13 protein-coding genes and 5 tRNA genes are annotated in these 15,826 nt (G+C 70.1%); 10 read left to right on the forward strand and 8 right to left on the reverse strand.

Features of this window, described 5'->3' with window-relative positions; genetic code table 11:
* Nucleotides 1-45: 45 nt before the first annotated feature.
* On the forward strand, nt 46-762 hold the full coding sequence (gene ndgR, locus ACWD1Z_RS24685) for an IclR family transcriptional regulator NdgR (RefSeq protein WP_250074667.1): 717 nt from the start codon (nt 46-48) through the stop codon (nt 760-762).
* Nucleotides 763-944: 182 nt separating this feature from the next.
* Here the strand turns inward: ndgR and ACWD1Z_RS24690 are convergent.
* The 8 genes from ACWD1Z_RS24690 to ACWD1Z_RS24725 all read right to left on the reverse strand — a co-directional run bounded on the left by ACWD1Z_RS24690 (nt 945) and on the right by ACWD1Z_RS24725 (nt 4,182).
* Nucleotides 945-1,017, reverse strand: a tRNA-Glu gene (locus ACWD1Z_RS24690).
* 28 nt (nt 1,018-1,045) lie between these two features.
* Nucleotides 1,046-1,117, reverse strand: a tRNA-Gln gene (locus ACWD1Z_RS24695).
* A 19-nt stretch (nt 1,118-1,136) separates the two neighbouring features.
* Nucleotides 1,137-1,209: transfer RNA gene (locus ACWD1Z_RS24700), tRNA-Glu, on the reverse strand.
* A gap of 29 nt (nt 1,210-1,238) precedes the next feature.
* Nucleotides 1,239-1,311 (reverse strand) — tRNA-Glu (locus ACWD1Z_RS24705).
* 21 nt (nt 1,312-1,332) lie between these two features.
* A tRNA-Gln gene (locus ACWD1Z_RS24710) sits at nt 1,333-1,404 on the reverse strand.
* A 255-nt stretch (nt 1,405-1,659) separates the two neighbouring features.
* Nucleotides 1,660-3,144 (reverse strand): glutamate--tRNA ligase, encoded by a 1,485-nt coding sequence (gltX, locus tag ACWD1Z_RS24715; protein WP_451121766.1) that lies wholly within the window; start codon nt 3,142-3,144, stop codon nt 1,660-1,662.
* Nucleotides 3,137-3,913, reverse strand: a complete 777-nt coding sequence (locus tag ACWD1Z_RS24720; RefSeq protein WP_451121767.1) for a fumarylacetoacetate hydrolase family protein — start codon at nt 3,911-3,913, stop codon at nt 3,137-3,139. Before ACWD1Z_RS24720 ends, gltX begins: the two co-directional genes overlap by 8 nt.
* 80 nt (nt 3,914-3,993) lie before the next feature.
* The gene (locus ACWD1Z_RS24725; RefSeq protein ID WP_451121768.1) at nt 3,994-4,182 is read right to left on the reverse strand and encodes a hypothetical protein; all 189 of its coding nucleotides are present in this window, start codon (nt 4,180-4,182) and stop codon (nt 3,994-3,996) included.
* Between the two features lie 570 nt (nt 4,183-4,752).
* Here ACWD1Z_RS24725 and ACWD1Z_RS24730 point away from each other — a divergent pair.
* The 9 genes from ACWD1Z_RS24730 (at nt 4,753) to ACWD1Z_RS24770 (ending at nt 15,784) form a co-directional block, all read left to right on the forward strand.
* Nucleotides 4,753-8,421 carry a nitrate- and nitrite sensing domain-containing protein gene (locus ACWD1Z_RS24730; RefSeq protein ID WP_451121769.1) on the forward strand — a complete coding sequence of 1,223 codons (3,669 nt, stop codon included), beginning with the start codon at nt 4,753-4,755 and terminating at the stop codon, nt 8,419-8,421.
* A gap of 9 nt (nt 8,422-8,430) precedes the next feature.
* Entirely contained in the window at nt 8,431-8,844 is a 414-nt protein-coding gene (locus ACWD1Z_RS24735) for a roadblock/LC7 domain-containing protein (RefSeq protein WP_023546525.1), read from the forward strand.
* Nucleotides 8,845-8,955: 111 nt separating this feature from the next.
* Complete coding sequence (locus tag ACWD1Z_RS24740; RefSeq protein ID WP_015657618.1) at nt 8,956-9,354, forward strand: DUF742 domain-containing protein; 399 nt, start codon at nt 8,956-8,958, stop codon at nt 9,352-9,354.
* Complete coding sequence (locus tag ACWD1Z_RS24745; RefSeq protein WP_015657619.1) at nt 9,335-9,910, forward strand: GTP-binding protein; 576 nt, start codon at nt 9,335-9,337, stop codon at nt 9,908-9,910. The genes ACWD1Z_RS24740 and ACWD1Z_RS24745 overlap by 20 nt, the downstream gene beginning before the upstream one ends.
* Before the next feature lie 379 nt (nt 9,911-10,289).
* Nucleotides 10,290-13,499: a sensor histidine kinase gene (locus ACWD1Z_RS24750; RefSeq protein ID WP_451121770.1), complete on the forward strand. Its 3,210-nt coding sequence runs from the start codon at nt 10,290-10,292 to the stop codon at nt 13,497-13,499.
* A gap of 10 nt (nt 13,500-13,509) precedes the next feature.
* Nucleotides 13,510-13,923 (forward strand): roadblock/LC7 domain-containing protein, encoded by a 414-nt coding sequence (locus ACWD1Z_RS24755; protein WP_004983065.1) that lies wholly within the window; start codon nt 13,510-13,512, stop codon nt 13,921-13,923.
* A gap of 96 nt (nt 13,924-14,019) precedes the next feature.
* Nucleotides 14,020-14,619, forward strand: coding sequence for a DUF742 domain-containing protein (locus ACWD1Z_RS24760; RefSeq protein ID WP_451121771.1), 600 nt, complete (start codon nt 14,020-14,022; stop codon nt 14,617-14,619).
* Nucleotides 14,600-15,181, forward strand: coding sequence for a GTP-binding protein (locus ACWD1Z_RS24765; protein ID WP_031224757.1), 582 nt, complete (start codon nt 14,600-14,602; stop codon nt 15,179-15,181). Before ACWD1Z_RS24760 ends, ACWD1Z_RS24765 begins: the two co-directional genes overlap by 20 nt.
* Nucleotides 15,182-15,262: 81 nt before the next feature.
* Nucleotides 15,263-15,784, forward strand: coding sequence for an NACHT N-terminal Helical domain 1-containing protein (locus ACWD1Z_RS24770; protein WP_451121772.1), 522 nt, complete (start codon nt 15,263-15,265; stop codon nt 15,782-15,784).
* Nucleotides 15,785-15,826: the final 42 nt, after the last annotated feature.

A 15,826-nucleotide genomic window follows, 5' to 3' on the forward strand; every position in this document is an offset into this window, starting at 1 on the left:
AAAATTGAACTTGCGTTTCACAGAGTGAGACGCGAGTATCGTTGCATGGACAACAGTAGCGGCGTCGGCGTGCTGGACAAGGCAGCCCTTGTCCTGAGCGCCCTGGAGTCCGGTCCGGCCACCCTCGCGGGTCTGGTGGCGGCGACCGGGTTGGCACGACCCACGGCCCACCGGCTGGCCGTGGCGCTGGAACACCACCGCATGGTGGCGCGCGACATGCAGGGCCGTTTCATTCTGGGCCCGCGCATGGCCGAGCTGGCCGCGGCCGCGGGTGAGGACCGTCTCCTCGCCACCGCGGGCCCGGTGCTCACGCACCTGCGTGACGTCACGGGCGAGAGCGCGCAGCTCTACCGCCGCCAGGGCGACATGCGCATCTGCGTCGCCGCGGCGGAGCGCCTGTCCGGACTCCGGGACACGGTCCCGGTCGGCTCGACGCTCACGATGAAGGCGGGCTCCTCCGCGCAGATCCTCATGGCCTGGGAGGAGCCGGAGCGCCTGCACCGGGGCCTGCAGGGCGCCCGCTTCACGGCGACGGCCCTGTCGGGCGTACGGCGCCGCGGCTGGGCCCAGTCGATCGGCGAGCGCGAGCCGGGCGTCGCGTCCGTGTCCGCGCCGGTGCGCGGCCCCTCCAACCGCGTGGTGGCCGCCGTCTCGGTCTCCGGCCCCATCGAGCGCCTGACCCGTCACCCGGGCCGGATGCACGCCCAGGCGGTCATCGACGCCGCCGCCCGCCTCTCCGAGGCCCTGCGCCGCACCGGCTGACACGTCCCGGGCACCACAGCGGGAGGGTCGCCCCAACGCCGCGGCAGACCCTCCCGTAGATCCGAAATACCCGTGCCCCATGCCCGGTTGGTGCACCGGGTGGCCGAGCCGGACATGGGGTTCAGGCGCTGCCAGGAGCACGCGAAGGGCCCTCCACCGAAGTGGAGGGCCCTTCTTTTCTGTACCCCCGACCGGATTCGAACCGGCGCTACCGCCTTGAGAGGGCGGCGTGCTAGGCCGCTACACAACGGGGGCGTGGATCCTGCGTTTCCGCAGGTCCGAGCTGGTCTACCTGGACTCGAACCAAGACTAACTGAACCAGAATCAGTCGTGCTGCCAATTACACCATAGACCAATGTGGTTTAGACCAGCAGTACCCCCGACCGGATTCGAACCGGCGCTACCGCCTTGAGAGGGCGGCGTGCTAGGCCGCTACACAACGGGGGCCCTAGCGATCATCTCGAAGGAGATCACCGTACCCCCGACCGGATTCGAACCGGCGCTACTGCCTTGAGAGGGCAGCGTGCTAGGCCGCTACACAACGGGGGCTTTGCAGATAAGCTCTGCGAGCTGGCCTACCTGGACTCGAACCAAGACTAACTGAACCAGAATCAGTCGTGCTGCCAATTACACCATAGGCCACTGGAACGCAAGCCCCTGAGGGGATCTTGTTCTAGCTTGCGCCCTCCGGTTACCGGCCTTTCGGCCCGCTCCTCGGCGGCGCAGGAAGAACATTACCCGAAGGTGGACGGGGCTCCAAAACGGGTATCGGCGCCGAGGATCACCGGGAGTTCGGCCCACAGGGCCCGGACCGCGCCACCGGGCCCCTGATCGGCACGCGAACGCCGAGGGGCGGCACCCGCAGTCCCGGGCGCCGCCCCTCGGCCGTGGGTCAGCTCACGCGGCGAGCCTCGCCAGCGCCGCGTCGATGCGGGCCAGCGTCTTCTCCTTGCCGAGGATCTCCAGGGACTCGAAGAGCGGCAGGCCGACGGTGCGGCCGGTGACGGCCACCCGGACCGGGGCCTGGGCCTTGCCGAGCTTGAGGCCATGGGCCTCGCCGGCCGTCAGGACGGCCTCCTTCAGGGACTCCGGGGAGGTCCAGTCCGCCGCCTGGAGCTTCTCGCGGGCGGTGACCAGCAGGGCGTCCGAGCCCTCCTTCATCGCCTTCGTCCAGCTCGCCTCGTCGAAGACCGGCTCGGGCAGGAAGAGGAAGTCGACGTTGTCGGTGATCTCCGACAGGACCTTCAGGCGGGTCTGCGCGTGCGGGGCGACCGCCGCCCACTTGGTCTCGTCGAAGTCCTCCGGCGCCCAGGGGGCGAAGGGGGCCTTCAGCCAGGGGGCGCAGCGCTCGGTGAAGTCCTTCACATCGAGCATGCGGATGTGGTCGCCGTTGATCGACTCGCACTTCTTCAGGTCGAAGCGGGCCGGGTTGGGGTTCACGTCCGCGATCTCGAAGGCCGCGACCATCTCGTCCATCGTGAAGATGTCCTGGTCGGCCGAGAGCGACCAGCCGAGCAGGGAGAGGTAGTTGAGCAGTCCCTCGGGGAGGAAGCCACGCTCCCGGTAGAGGTTCAGGGACGACTGCGGGTCGCGCTTGGAGAGCTTCTTGTTGCCCTCGCCCATGACGTACGGCAGGTGCCCGAAGTCGGGGATCCGCTTCGCGATGCCCAGCTCCATCAGCGCCTTGTACAGGGCGATCTGACGGGGCGTCGAGGACAGCAGGTCCTCGCCGCGCAGCACGTGGGTGATCTCCATCAGGGCGTCGTCGACCGGGTTCACCAGGGTGTATAGCGGGGCGCCGTTGGCGCGGACGATGCCGTAGTCCGGGACGTTCTCCGGGGTGAAGGTCAGTTCGCCGCGGACCAGGTCGGTGAAGGTGATCGTCTCGTCGGGCATCCGGAAGCGGACGATCGGGGCGCGGCCCTGGGCCTGGTACTCGGCGACCTGCTCGGCGCTCAGCTCACGGCAGTGGCCGTCGTAGCCGGAGGGCTTGCCGGCCGCGCGGGCGGCCTCGCGGCGGCTGTCCAGCTCCTCCTGGGAGCAGTAGCAGTGGTAGGCGTGGCCGCCGTCCAGGAGCTTCTGCGCGACGTCCCGGTAGAGGTCCATGCGCTGCGACTGGCGGTACGGCGCGTGCGGGCCGCCGATCTCGGGGCCCTCGTCCCAGTCGAAGCCGAGCCAGCGCATCGAGTCCAGCAGCTGGTCGTACGACTCCTCCGAGTCGCGGGCCGCGTCGGTGTCCTCGATGCGGAAGACCAGGGTGCCGCCGTGGTGCTTGGCGAACGCCCAGTTGAACAGGGCGGTGCGGACCAGGCCCACATGGGGGTTGCCGGTCGGCGACGGGCAGAAACGGACACGGACTGCTGGGGCGGATGCGCTAGCCACGCTTGACAACCTTGTTGGTGAGAGTGCCGATGCCTTCGATGCTGACGGAGACCTCGTCGCCGACAGCCAGGGGGCCGACCCCCGCGGGGGTGCCCGTGAGGATCACGTCGCCGGGGAGCAGCGTCATGGCCTCGGTGATGTTGACGATCAGATCCTCGATGGAGTGGATCATCTCGCTGGTGCGGCCGAGCTGCCGCTGCCCGCCGTTGACCGTGAGCTGGACGGTCAGGTCGGAGGGGTCCAGGTCCGTCTCCACCCAGGGGCCCAGCGGGCAGGAGGTGTCGAAGCCCTTGGCCCGGGCCCACTGCTTCTCACGCTTCTGCACGTCACGTGCGGTGATGTCGTTGGCGCAGGTGTAGCCGAGGATGACGTCCTTGACGCGCTGGCGCGGGACCTCGCGGCACATCCGGCCGATGACCACGGCCAGCTCGGCCTCGTGGTGCAGCTCCTGTGAGAAGGAGGGGTACTGGATGTCGTCGCCGGGGCCGATCACGGAGGTCGACGGCTTGAAGAAGGCGAAGGGCGCGTCCGGGACCTCGTTGCCCAGTTCCTTCGCGTGCTCGGCGTAGTTGCGGCCGAAGGCCACGACCTTGTTGGGGAGCACCGGGGGCAGCAGCCGGACCTTGCTCAGCGGGACCTTGGTGCCGGAGAGCTCGAATTCCGCGAACGGGATGCCCTTGATGATGTCGAGGACGAGTTCGTCAGGCTTGTCGCCTTCGACCACGCCGAAGGCGACGTTCCCGTCGATGGAGAATCTGGCGATGCGCACGGGATGCTTGGCCCCTTGAGTTAAGCGGCTGGAGTCTGACGCTCCAGGCTAACGTGGCCAGGGGCCCGCACCTCGCGGTGTTACTCCGCGGCGGTGGCGGCGACGGGCGCCTCGTCCAGGATCGTGCGGCGGGGGTTGGCCGTCTGGGCCGGAAGGTCGACGGAGTGGTCCGGCTGCTCCATGGTCAGCAGGTCGCCGGCGCCCTCGAGGTGGGCCAGCGTGGTGCGCCGCGGGTTGGCTATCGTGCGGATCATCGTCGTCGTCTTCACGGTTCTACGTAACCCTGTCGTGTGCGGTGGTCGGAGAGTTGGCGGTTTGCGCCGTCTTGTAAAGCGTCAGGCTAAACACGCGATTCCCCGGGGAAGCCGTGAAGACTCCATGATCCCCGTGTGAGTTTGCTCACGAGTTCATTCCCAAACCGGTCAAATCAGGCCCACACTCCACCGCAACGAAACGGACATTGACCCCCTGAACCCATCATTCCGCTCCTGATCATGGCGACTGGGACACCCCCACCCCCCTGACGACTCGCTCTTATAAGTCCGTTTTGGGGTGGATCACTTTCTACGACCGGTGACCCCCTACTCACAAGGTGTCACCTAGGTCACGGCTCGGCTCACGGCCCTTGTTGGAGATCCTGCACTGTGCTGGAATTCCACGGACCGCCGCGGGATCGAACCGGCGCGCAGGGGCGCTACGCAGCGCCGAGCGGCGGTGGAAGGGGGAGCCAGCGCCGGTCTCACGACCACCAGGGGACGTAATTCAGGACGCCCCCTACGACGCCGACACCGTCCTTCCGTTCACGCGGAGGGGCGCCTGGTCCAGAGGTTGCGACGCTAGTGCAGGGACGTTTCAAGAGGGATGGCAGTGCTTCGGCGGAGCCGGAGCTGCACGGCGGGACTGGCCCCAATGCCGGCAGTCCCTCGCCCCAGCACGCCCAGAACCCGGGCCCGGCCGGTGACGGCTCGGGGCGCCCCGGCGCACCCGGCGGACCCGCTTCCTCGGGCCCGGCCGCCGCGCCGGTCAAGCCGCCGAAGAGCTCGACCAACCCCGGCCCGCGAATAGCCCTGCGCAACTGGCGTATCTCCACGCGTCTGGTGTCGCTGCTCGCCCTCCCGGTGGTCGCGGCCACCTCGCTGGGCGCCCTGCGTATCAGCGACTCCATGGACGACATGCAGCAGCTCGACAACATGAAGCTGCTGACGGACATGACCAAGCAGGCCACCGAGCTGGCCGCCGCGCTCCAGGAGGAGCGCGACCAGTCCGCCGGCCCCCTGGCGCACGGCGAGAAGGCCACCGGCTACACGGTCAAGGGCTACACCGACAAGACCGACCGGCTGCGCGAGAACTTCATCGAGTCCGCCGAGGAGGTCGACACCTCCAGCGAGGACGGCACCCTCCAGGGCGTCCACGACACCCTCGTCGGCGTGGTCCGCGACCTGCGCACCCTGAGCAGCATCCGCAAGGACGCCTACCAGGCCGAGGACAACTCCACGCAGACGGTCGAGGCCTACCACCGGCTGATCGAGCACCTGCTGGACCTCTCCCAGGACATGGCCGAGGCGACCAGCAACCCCGACATGATCCAGCGCACCCGCGCGCTCGCGGCCTTCTCCTCCGCCAAGGAGTACGCCTCCATCCAGCGCGCGGTGCTCGCCGCGGCCCTGCCGGTGAACACCAAGTCCACCGGCAGGCTCTCGGACAACGACCGGCTCTACGCCCAGTCGGCGCTGGCCAGCCAGACCTCCGAACTCGCCAGCTTCAAGGCCATCTACGGCGGTGAGGACGCCGCCGAGCTGCTCAAGCCGGTCGAGGAGGGCAACTCCACGATCCAGGCCACCGACACCTACGGCGACCGCGCCATCACCAGTGGTCTGGCCACGGTGGACCGGCGCTCGTACAAGGACTGGGTGGACGACAGCTCGATCAAGATCGAGCAGATGGGCAACATCGAGCGCACGCTGCTGGAGCAGATGGAGCAGAAGGCCCGCGAGCTGCGCAACGAGTCGGAGCGCGACGCGATCATCTCCGGTGCGCTGATCCTGCTGGTGCTCGGTGTGTCGCTGGTCGGCGCCTTCGTGGTGGCCCGCTCCATGATCCGCTCGCTGCGCCGGCTGGAGGAGACCGCCACCCGGGTCGCCTCGGACCGGCTGCCCGAGCTGGTCAAGCAGCTGTCCGAGGCCGACCCGCAGGACGTCGACACCTCCGTGGAGTCGGTCGGTGTGCACTCCCGGGACGAGATCGGCAAGGTGGCCGCGGCCTTCGACGACGTGCACCGCGAGGCGGTCCGCCTCGCCGCCGAGCAGGCCCTGCTGCGGGGCAACGTCAACGCGATGTTCACCAACCTCTCGCGCCGCTCCCAGGGCCTCATCCAGCGTCAGCTGTCGCTCATCTCCGAACTGGAGTCCCGCGAGGCCGACCCGGACCAGCTGTCCTCGCTGTTCAAGCTCGACCACCTCGCGACCCGCATGCGCCGTAACGGCGAGAACCTCCTCGTGCTCGCCGGTGAAGAGCCCGGCCGCCGCTGGACCCGCCCGGTCCCGCTGGTCGACGTGCTCCGCGCCGCCGCCTCCGAGGTGGAGCAGTACGAGCGCATCGAGCTGTCCTCCGTGCCCACCACCGAAGTGGCCGGCCGGGTCGTCAACGACCTCGTCCACCTGCTCGCCGAGCTGCTGGAGAACGCCACCTCGTTCTCCTCGCCGCAGACCAAGGTCAAGGTCACCGGTCACGCGCTGCCCGACGGCCGCGTACTGATCGAGATCCACGACACCGGTATCGGCCTCTCCCCCGAGGACCTCGCCGCGATCAACGAGCGGCTCGCCTCGCCGCCCACCGTGGACGTGTCGGTCTCCCGGCGCATGGGTCTGTTCGTGGTCGGCCGGCTCTCGCAGCGCCACGGCATCCGCATCCAGCTGCGCCCGTCGGACTCCGGCGGTACGACCGCGCTGGTCATGCTCCCCGTCGATGTCGCCCAGGGCGGCAAGATGCCCGCTCCGGGCAAGCCCGGCCAGGGCCTCCCCTCCGGCGGTCCCGCCGCCGCGCAGGCCGCCGCCGGTGCGGCCGCCGCACGCCGCTCGGCCGGCCAGGGCGGCGGTGCCCTCGGCGCCGGTGCCCCCTCCGGTGGCCTGCTCGGTGCCGGTCAGGGACCGCGCGCCGCGCTGCCCGGCCGTGACTCGGGCGGCCGTCCCAACGCCCCGCGCGGACCGCAGGGCCAGGGCGCGCCCCAGGCCCCGGCCGGACCCCCGAGCCGCCAGGCTCCCCCGGCCCCCGCCACCTTCGGCCAGGCGCCCGGCGTCCCGCAGGGCCTCCAGGCCCAGGGCCCCGGTGCCCCGCAGGCCCAGGACGCCTTCGGTGGCGGCCGCCCCGCCTCCGCCGCCCCGCAGCAGGCCCCCGACCCGGGTGCCGAGAAGAACGGCGGCGGCCGGCGTGGCCGTCGGCCGCAGCTGCCCGGCGGCCGTGGTGGCCCGCGGGCCGAGCTGCCGGGCGCCGGTGCCTCGCAGCCGCGTACGCCGAGCTGGAGCGACGACAACGCCCAGCCGCCGGTGCCGCGCGCCTCGCTGGACACCCCGCGCGGACACGACGAGCAGGACCCGGCGCAGACCTCCCGGATGCCGCGGATCGACGACCGGCAGGGCCCGGGCGCGACCACGCAGATGCCGGCGATCCCGCGCGGTGACGGCCGTCAGGCCCCCGCGGGACCGGCGGACTTCGGCTCCTACGAGGCCCCGCAGAACACGGGCCAGTTCCCGCGTCCCAACGCCCCGCAGGGCCAGCACACGGGCGAGTTCGTCCGCCCGGACGTCTACGGCACGGGCGGCGGGCAGTCCACGGGGCAGTTCCCGGCCCAGCAGGGCTACGACAACGGCTCGACCGGACAGCACCAGCTGCCCGGCCGGCAGAACCCGTCCACCACGGGTCAGTACGAACGGCCCCAGCAGGGCGGGCCCGCCGACTTCGGCGCCCCGCGCCCGCCGGCCCCACAACGTCCGCAGCAGCGGCCGAACCGTCCCGAGCCCGAGGCCCTGCCCCCGGCTGGTCCGGGCGACGGGCGTACGCCGCTGTACGACACGCTGGAGACCAACTGGTTCCGCGGCCAGCAGGGCCAGCCGGATCAGGGTCAGCCGGGACCGGGCCAGCAGCCCAACGGCGCTGCTCCCGCTCCGGCTCAGGCGCCGCAGGCTCCGGCCCCGGCTCCCCAGCGTTCCGCCAACACCGGTTCCTGGCGCAGCTCGCCGAACGACGATCTCGTACGGCAGGCAGAACGCGTCCGGCAGCCGGCCGCGGGCGGTGTCACCACCTCCGGCCTTCCGCGCCGGGTGCCCAGGGCGAACCTCGTCCCGGGCACGGCTCAGCAGCAACAGCACCAAACCGGTCCGCAGGTCTCGCGTGCGCCTGATGACGTGCGCGGGCGGCTGACCAATCTCCGTCGGGGCATCGCGCAAGGTCGACAGGCCGGCAACGGCCAGACCGGCAGCTTCCCGAGCCCCACTCACCAGCAGGAGCGTTAGTTGAGCCCGATGAGCCAGGCGGCACAGAATCTGAACTGGTTGATCACCAACTTCGTGGACAACACCCCAGGGGTGTCCCACACCGTCGTCGTGTCCGCCGACGGCCTTCTGCTGGCGATGTCGGAGGGATTCCCGCGCGACCGTGCCGACCAGCTGGCGGCCGTGGCGTCCGGACTCACCTCGCTCACGGCGGGTGCCTCCCGGATCTTCGAGGGCGGCACCGTCGCGCAGACGGTCGTCGAGATGGAGAGAGGATTCCTCTTCCTGATGTCCGTCTCCGACGGCTCGTCGCTCGCCGTGCTCGCGCACCCCGAGTGCGACATCGGCCTCGTCGGCTACGAGATGGCGTTGCTGGTCGACCGGGCGGGCGCGGTGCTCACGCCCGACCTGCGTGCCGAGCTGCAAGGCAGTCTGCTCCACTGACCGATCTCGGATCCACCCGCCTCACCAAATCACCGTCAGGCCGCCACAGTCCCCCCACCGGCCCCGTCAGACGGCACGACTGACCAACTTGCTGTCCCGCCCGGAGGATTCATGACCCCGCCCAACGCCTCTCATGATCCGTACGCGGAGCCGTACGAGGATGAGGGCGACCAGCCGCTGGTACGTCCGTACGCGATGACCGGCGGCCGGACCCGGCCGCGCTACCAGTTGGCCATCGAGGCCCTGATCAGCACCACGGCCGACCCGGCAGCGCTCATGGGGCTGCTCCCGGAGCACCAGCGCATCTGCCATCTGTGCCGAGAGGTCAAGTCGGTCGCCGAAGTCTCGGCGCTGCTGTCGATGCCTCTCGGTGTGGCCCGGATCCTCGTCGCGGACCTCGCGGAGGCCGGGCTGGTCGCCATCCACCAGCCGGGTGGCGACGAGAACAACGGCGGTGCACCGGACGTGACACTGCTCGAAAGGGTGCTCAGTGGACTTCGCAAGCTCTGACGGAGGCCGGGCGACCACCTCCGCGAAGATCGTGGTGGCGGGCGGCTTCGGCGTCGGCAAGACGACGTTCGTCGGCGCCGTCTCCGAGATCAACCCGCTGCGCACGGAGGCCGTGATGACGTCCGCGAGCGCGGGCATCGACGACCTCACCCACACCGGGGACAAGACGACCACCACGGTCGCCATGGACTTCGGCCGCATCACGCTCGACCAGGACCTGATCCTGTACCTGTTCGGCACCCCCGGCCAGGACCGCTTCTGGTTCATGTGGGACGACCTGGTGCGCGGCGCGATCGGCGCCGTCGTGCTGGTCGACACCCGGCGCCTGGCCGACTGCTTCCCGGCGGTCGACTACTTCGAGAACAGCGGACTGCCGTTCGTCGTGGCCCTCAACGGCTTCGACGGGCACCAGCCGTACGCTCCCGAGGAAGTGCGCGAGGCCCTGCAGATCGGACCCGACACCCCGATCATCACGACGGACGCCCGGCACCGCTCGGATGCCAAGAGTGCGCTGATCACGCTGGTCGAGCACGCCCTGATGGCACGCCTGCGGTAGTGGATCAAGTGAACGGTCGCGTACGGCAGTTGTCGTAGATGTCCCGGAGCCGGCTGTGGCCTTTGACACGGTCGGCTCCGGTGTTCATAACGTTTCGGCAGAGGAATCGGGTGGTACGGCCACGCGTCGCGGTCAACCGGTCTCACTGCGCTCACGAAGGCCCCGCCTTTTGGCGGGGCTCGCTCTTTATGACCGTTTTATCTGAGGCTCGCGTCACGTGAAACCAGCGCTCTCCACTGTTTGGAACTGCGCTGGTCCACGTGCTGGAATGCCTGAACTGCCCAATAGTCAATGACGTACTCCCCAGCCGAGGACGTACCGGGCTCTGAGACACTGCGGCACAACGACAGGTGCCGACCGCCGAGAGGTTGTTGGTCGAGTGAGGCGAAGCAAGAACAGTCCCGAGCCGTCGGCCCGGGGCAACTTCACCCCGCCGCCGCGCGGAGCGGCGCCCGCCCCTGTGCCCGGTTCGGAGCCGACGGCCGGCCCCGCTCCGAGCGGCGGCCGGCTCTCCCCGCGCAACTGGCGGGTGCCGACCCGGCTGAACGCGATCCTGCTCATACCCGTGCTGGTCGGCCTCGTCATGGGCGGCTTCCAGGTGAAGAGCTCGATCGACACCTGGCAGGAGGCCGAGGACGCGGAGAACACCGCCGTTCTGGTGCGGGCCTCCCTCAACTACGCGGACGCGCTGTACAACGAGCGCGACATCACCGCGGCACCCCTCCTGCTGGACCAGGACAAGGACGTCGTCACCGCGGCCCGCAAGAAGACGGACGCCGCCGCCGACGCCTTCGACGAGGCGGCCCGGAGCATGCCGGCGAAGGTCGGCCTCGAACGCCGTCTGACGCTGTTCCGCAAGGTCGAGCCCCAGCTGGCGATCCTGCGCGAGGAGGCGTACACCACCAAGCGCCCCGGCGTGCAGACCGAAGAGGGCTACGTCGACGTCGCCCACCCGCTGACCGAGTTCGCCAACGAGCTCGGCCTCGGCACCGGCAACATCACCTCCTACGGCCGTACCGTCTACGCGATCGAGCTGACCAAGGGCGCCCTGTCGCTCCAGCGCTCCATCGGTATGCACATGCTGGTCGACCCCGGTCCCGGCGCCGGCAGCTTCACCAGCCAGAAGGTCGCCCTGACCTCCTACGCCTACCTGGAGGGCATCGCCGTCCAGGAGTACCTCGGCGGTGGTACCGAGGCGGACGCGCAGAAGCTGGAGAACGCCAAGGCGGACATCCAGGCCAAGGGCGCGGCCATGGCCAAGGAGGCCAAGGCCAAGAACCCGGACTACGTCTCGCCGCCCGAGGACCCCACCGACATGGTGCGGCTCGTCGCGGGCCTGCAGACCACCGACCCCGCCGAGCGGCTGGCCCTCGCCGAGAAGGGCGTCACCGCCGAGAACTGGTGGGCGGTCAACACCCTCAAGTACGACGCCTACGGGCAGATCGAGTCCGACCTCGCCGACAGCGCGGTGAGCGAGGCCGCGGCGATCGCCGACGAGGCCAAGCGGGACGCCTTCATCGTGGGTGCCGCCGTCGTGATCGCCCTGCTCGCCGCGTTCATCCTGGCCGGCATGGTGGCCCGCCAGATGTCCCGCGCGATGCGCCAGCTGCGCAACGCCGCCTTCAACATCGCCGAGCAGCGGCTGCCGATGCTGGTCGACCAGCTCTCGCGCACCGACCCCGGCCGGGTCGACACCCGGGTCCAGGCCATCCCGATCACCACCACCGACGAGATCGGCGAGGTCGCCCGCGCCTTCGACCAGGTCCACCGCGAGGCGGTCCGGCTGGCCGCCGAGCAGGCCCTGCTGCGGGGCAACATCAACGCGATCTTCACCAACCTGTCCCGGCGCAACCAGTCGCTGATCGAGGGCCAGTTGACCCTGATCACCGACCTGGAGAACAACGAGGCCGACCCCGACCAGCTGGAGAACCTCTTCAAGCTGGACCACCTCGCGACCCGTATGCGCCGCAACGGCGAGAACCTCCTGGTCCTCGCCGGCGAGGAGCCCGGCCGCCGCTGGGACCAGCCGGTCCCGCTGGTCGACGTGCTGCGTGCCGCCTCCTCCGAGGTGGAGCAGTACGAGCGCATCGAGCTGTCCGGGGTCCCGGAGGCCGAGATCCACGGCCGCGCCGTGACCGACCTCGTGCACCTGCTCGCCGAGCTGCTGGAGAACGCGACGACGTTCTCCTCCCCGCAGACCAAGGTGCGCGTCACCGCGACCCGGCTGCCCGACGGCCGTGTGATGGTCGAGATCCACGACAAGGGCATCGGCCTCACCGCCGAGGACTTCGCGGACATCAACCACAAGCTGGCCAACCCGCCGACCGTGGACGCCGCGATCTCCCAGCGCATGGGCCTGTTCGTGGTCGGCCGACTGTCCGACCGGCACGGCATCCGCGTCCAGCTGCGCCCCTCCGGCGAGCAGGCCGGTACGACCTCGCTGGTCATGCTGCCCGACGCGATCACCCACGGTGGCGGCGGCGACGCGCCGATGCAGGACCAGTTCACGGTCTCGCAGATCATCCCGGAGCAGAACTTCCAGGGTGAGGACTTCAACCGCCAGCCGATGCGCACGGCGGCCGAACTCGGCTTCGACGACAGCCGCTACGAGGTCCCGGACGACATCCGCGACCTGGACCCGGTCGGCCGCTCCCTGATGCGCGAGGAGCGCCGGGCGGCCCTGGAGGCCCAGTCGAACGGCGACGAGCACGGCCAGAGCGGCCCCGAGGGCGGGTACGACGAGTACACCGGCCAGCAGCAGGGCTACGACGGCACCGGCGCGAGCGGCCACGGCGGCTACCCCGAGCAGCAGTCGGCGTACGACCCGCAGACGGCGTACGAGGGGCAGCAGCCGTCGTACGAGGGGCAGTACTACGCGCCCAACGGCGGCCTGCCGCAGAACGGCGCCTTCTCCTCCAGCGGCGGCTACCCCGACCCCGGTTATGCGGAGCCCGCTCGGGAGGAGCCCGCGGCCGCCCAGCAGTCCGCCCCGGAGACCTTCCCCGCCTTCGAGGAGCGGCGCTACCAGGATGACTGGCCGCAGCAGGACGACTACCGCAACAGCTACCCGGACCAGTACGCTCCGGAAACGGAACCTGTGCAGGCCGCTGACACAGATGAGCGGGACCGCGTAGGCTTCGACCGTCCGGGACCGGCCCCCTCCGCCGCCCACGAGCTGACCGACGCCGGGCTTCCGCGCCGCGGATCCACCGCGAGCGGCTCGAACGGCGCCCGGCCCGTGAGCCAGGAGACGCCGGCCCCCGCGGAGAACCCCAAGGACGACAGCTGGCGCTCGGCGAACGACGATCGCTGGCAGCAGGCGGCGCAGCTCCGCAAGCCCAAGGCGGGCGGAGTCACCTCCTCCGGTCTGCCCCGGCGGGTGCCCAAGGCCAACCTGGTCGAGGGAGCCGCCGAGACCACCCCTCAGGGAGGTCCACAGATCTCCCGTGCTCCCGAGGACGTCCGGGGCAGGCTGAGCAACCTGCGCCGCGGGGTCCAGCGGGGTCGCAGTGCGGGAAGCGAAACGAACGGCCAGGCCACTAGGAATCAGCACAGTGGTCCTGACAGCACCTACAACCAGGAGCGTTAGTGTGAGCCCGATGAGCCAGGCGGCGCAGAACCTGAACTGGTTGATCACCAACTTCGTGGACAACACCCCCGGGGTGTCGCACACGGTGGTGGTCTCCGCCGACGGACTCCTTCTGGCGATGTCCGAAGGCTTTCCGCGTGACCGCGCCGATCAGCTCGCGGCGGTCGCCTCCGGTCTGACCTCGCTGACCGCTGGTGCCTCGCGCATCTTCGAGGGCGGCAGCGTGAACCAGACGGTTGTGGAGATGGAGCGGGGATTCCTCTTCATCATGTCCATCTCCGACGGTTCGTCGCTCGCGGTTCTTGCCCACCCGGAGGCGGACATCGGCCTCATCGGGTACGAGATGGCCCTTCTGGTGGACCGTGCCGGTACGGTCCTGACGCCGGATCTGCGTGCGGAGCTCCAGGGGAGCCTTCTCAACTAACAGACACACGGTGCGTTTTGGCGTCCCGGGGCCGTAAGGTTTCGGGACGCGGCTCCCCATTGACGGGTGCCAGGCACAGTCGGAGGAGGAGAGAAAGTGGCAACACCCCCAGACGGTTCGTCATCGGGCAACTGGTCGTACGGCCCTGCCCAGGGCCAGAACGACGGTTCCCAGAACCGGTACAACTTCCCCTCCGCGCCGAGCCAGCGGCGGCAGCAGCAGCAGCCGTACGGACAGCCGCAGGGCCCCCAGGGCCCGGGGCATTCGCCGTACGACCAGCCGCAGGCGCCGCGCATCCAGCCCGAGCAGCCGCAGCGACGCGCCCCTGAGCCGACGCCCGCCGGGCCGTCGCATCACAACCCCCTGGTGCGCCCGTACGCCATGACCGGCGGCCGGACGCGCCCGCGCTACCAGCTCGCCATCGAGGCGCTGGTGCACACCACCGCGCAGCCGCACCAGATGCAGGGCCAGCTGCCCGAGCATCAGCGGATCTGCAACCTCTGCCGGGAGATCAAGTCGGTGGCCGAGGTCTCGGCCCTGCTCACGATCCCTCTCGGCGTGGCCAGGATCCTCGTCGCCGACTTGGCGGAGGCGGGCCTGGTCGCCATCCATCAGCCCGGCGGCGACGAGAACGCCGGCGGCCAGCCAGACGTGACACTGCTCGAAAGGGTGCTCAGTGGACTTCGCAAGCTCTAGCGGCGGTCCTTCCCGCTCCACCACCTCGGCGAAGATCGTGGTGGCGGGTGGCTTCGGCGTGGGCAAGACCACGTTCGTCGGGGCCGTTTCGGAGATCAACCCGCTGCGCACAGAGGCCGTCATGACGTCTGCGTCGGCGGGCATCGACGACCTCACCCACACCGGAGACAAGACGACCACGACGGTCGCCATGGACTTCGGCCGCATCACCCTGGATCAGGACCTGATCCTGTACCTCTTCGGTACGCCCGGCCAGGACCGCTTCTGGTTCATGTGGGACGACCTGGTGCGCGGCGCGATCGGCGCGGTGGTGCTGGTCGACACCCGCCGGCTGGCCGACTGCTTCCCGGCCGTCGACTACTTCGAGAACTCCGGCCTCCCCTTCGTGATCGCCCTGAACGGCTTCGACGGCAACCAGCCGTACAACCCGGACGAGGTGCGTGAGGCCCTGCAGATCGGCCCCGACACCCCGATCATCACGACGGACGCCCGCCACCGCGCGGACGCCAAGTCGACGCTGATCACCCTGGTCGAGCACGCCCTGATGGCCCGCCTGCGGTAGTCCACCCGAACCGGTTGCGGCCTCCGTGCCTCCTGTGGGAGGGATGGGGGCCGTACGTCGTTTTCGGGAGGGGATACGGCAATGAGCGCGGAAGCGGCTGCCTTACGGCTGGGCACGACCGTGGCGTCCACGGCGGCGCAGCTGTGGCTGGGCGGCAGGCGGCGGGAGCAGGAACGCCGTCTGACCATCGAGGAGCTCGCCCGGGTGCGGGTGCCCGGGGTGCAGTTCTCACGGAGCGTGAAGCGGCAGTTCGAGCAGATCGCGGACGCGGTGTTCGACCGCGTGGAGCCGTTCCTGGAGCACGAGTTCAGGGGCCTGTCCACGCCCGAGGCCGTGATCGACGCGGTCTGCGACACCTTCGCGGCGGCGGACCTCTCGGACGAGGCGCTGCTCGCGGCGGACGCCCGGTCGGCGGAGCTGATCCGGGGGAGCACGCGGACGGTACGGCCGCCGGTGGGCCTGGACGAGGCCCAAAGCAGCCTGTACGAGCGGCTGTTCGCCGAGTGCGTGGAGTACTACGTCCGGATCGTGCGCAGTCTGCCGGTGTTTCGAGGAGCGGGCGGCGGCGGAGCTGCTGGTCCGGACGTCGACGCTGGGCGGTGAGGTGGCGCGGCTCGTGGAACGCCTTCCGGACCGGTCGTTGTC

It is taken from the genome of Streptomyces sp. NPDC002784 (assembly GCF_053592135.1).

Coding starts and splice junctions, on each gene's coding strand:
- ACWD1Z_RS24770 (WP_451121772.1), top strand. CDS start 15,263: ATGAGCGCGGAAGCGGCTGCCTTACGGCTGGGCACGACCGTGGCGTCC.
- ACWD1Z_RS24755 (WP_004983065.1), top strand. CDS start 13,510: ATGAGCCAGGCGGCGCAGAACCTGAACTGGTTGATCACCAACTTCGTG.
- ACWD1Z_RS24735 (WP_023546525.1), top strand. CDS start 8,431: ATGAGCCAGGCGGCACAGAATCTGAACTGGTTGATCACCAACTTCGTG.
- ACWD1Z_RS24740 (WP_015657618.1), top strand. CDS start 8,956: ATGACCCCGCCCAACGCCTCTCATGATCCGTACGCGGAGCCGTACGAG.
- ndgR (WP_250074667.1), top strand. CDS start 46: ATGGACAACAGTAGCGGCGTCGGCGTGCTGGACAAGGCAGCCCTTGTC.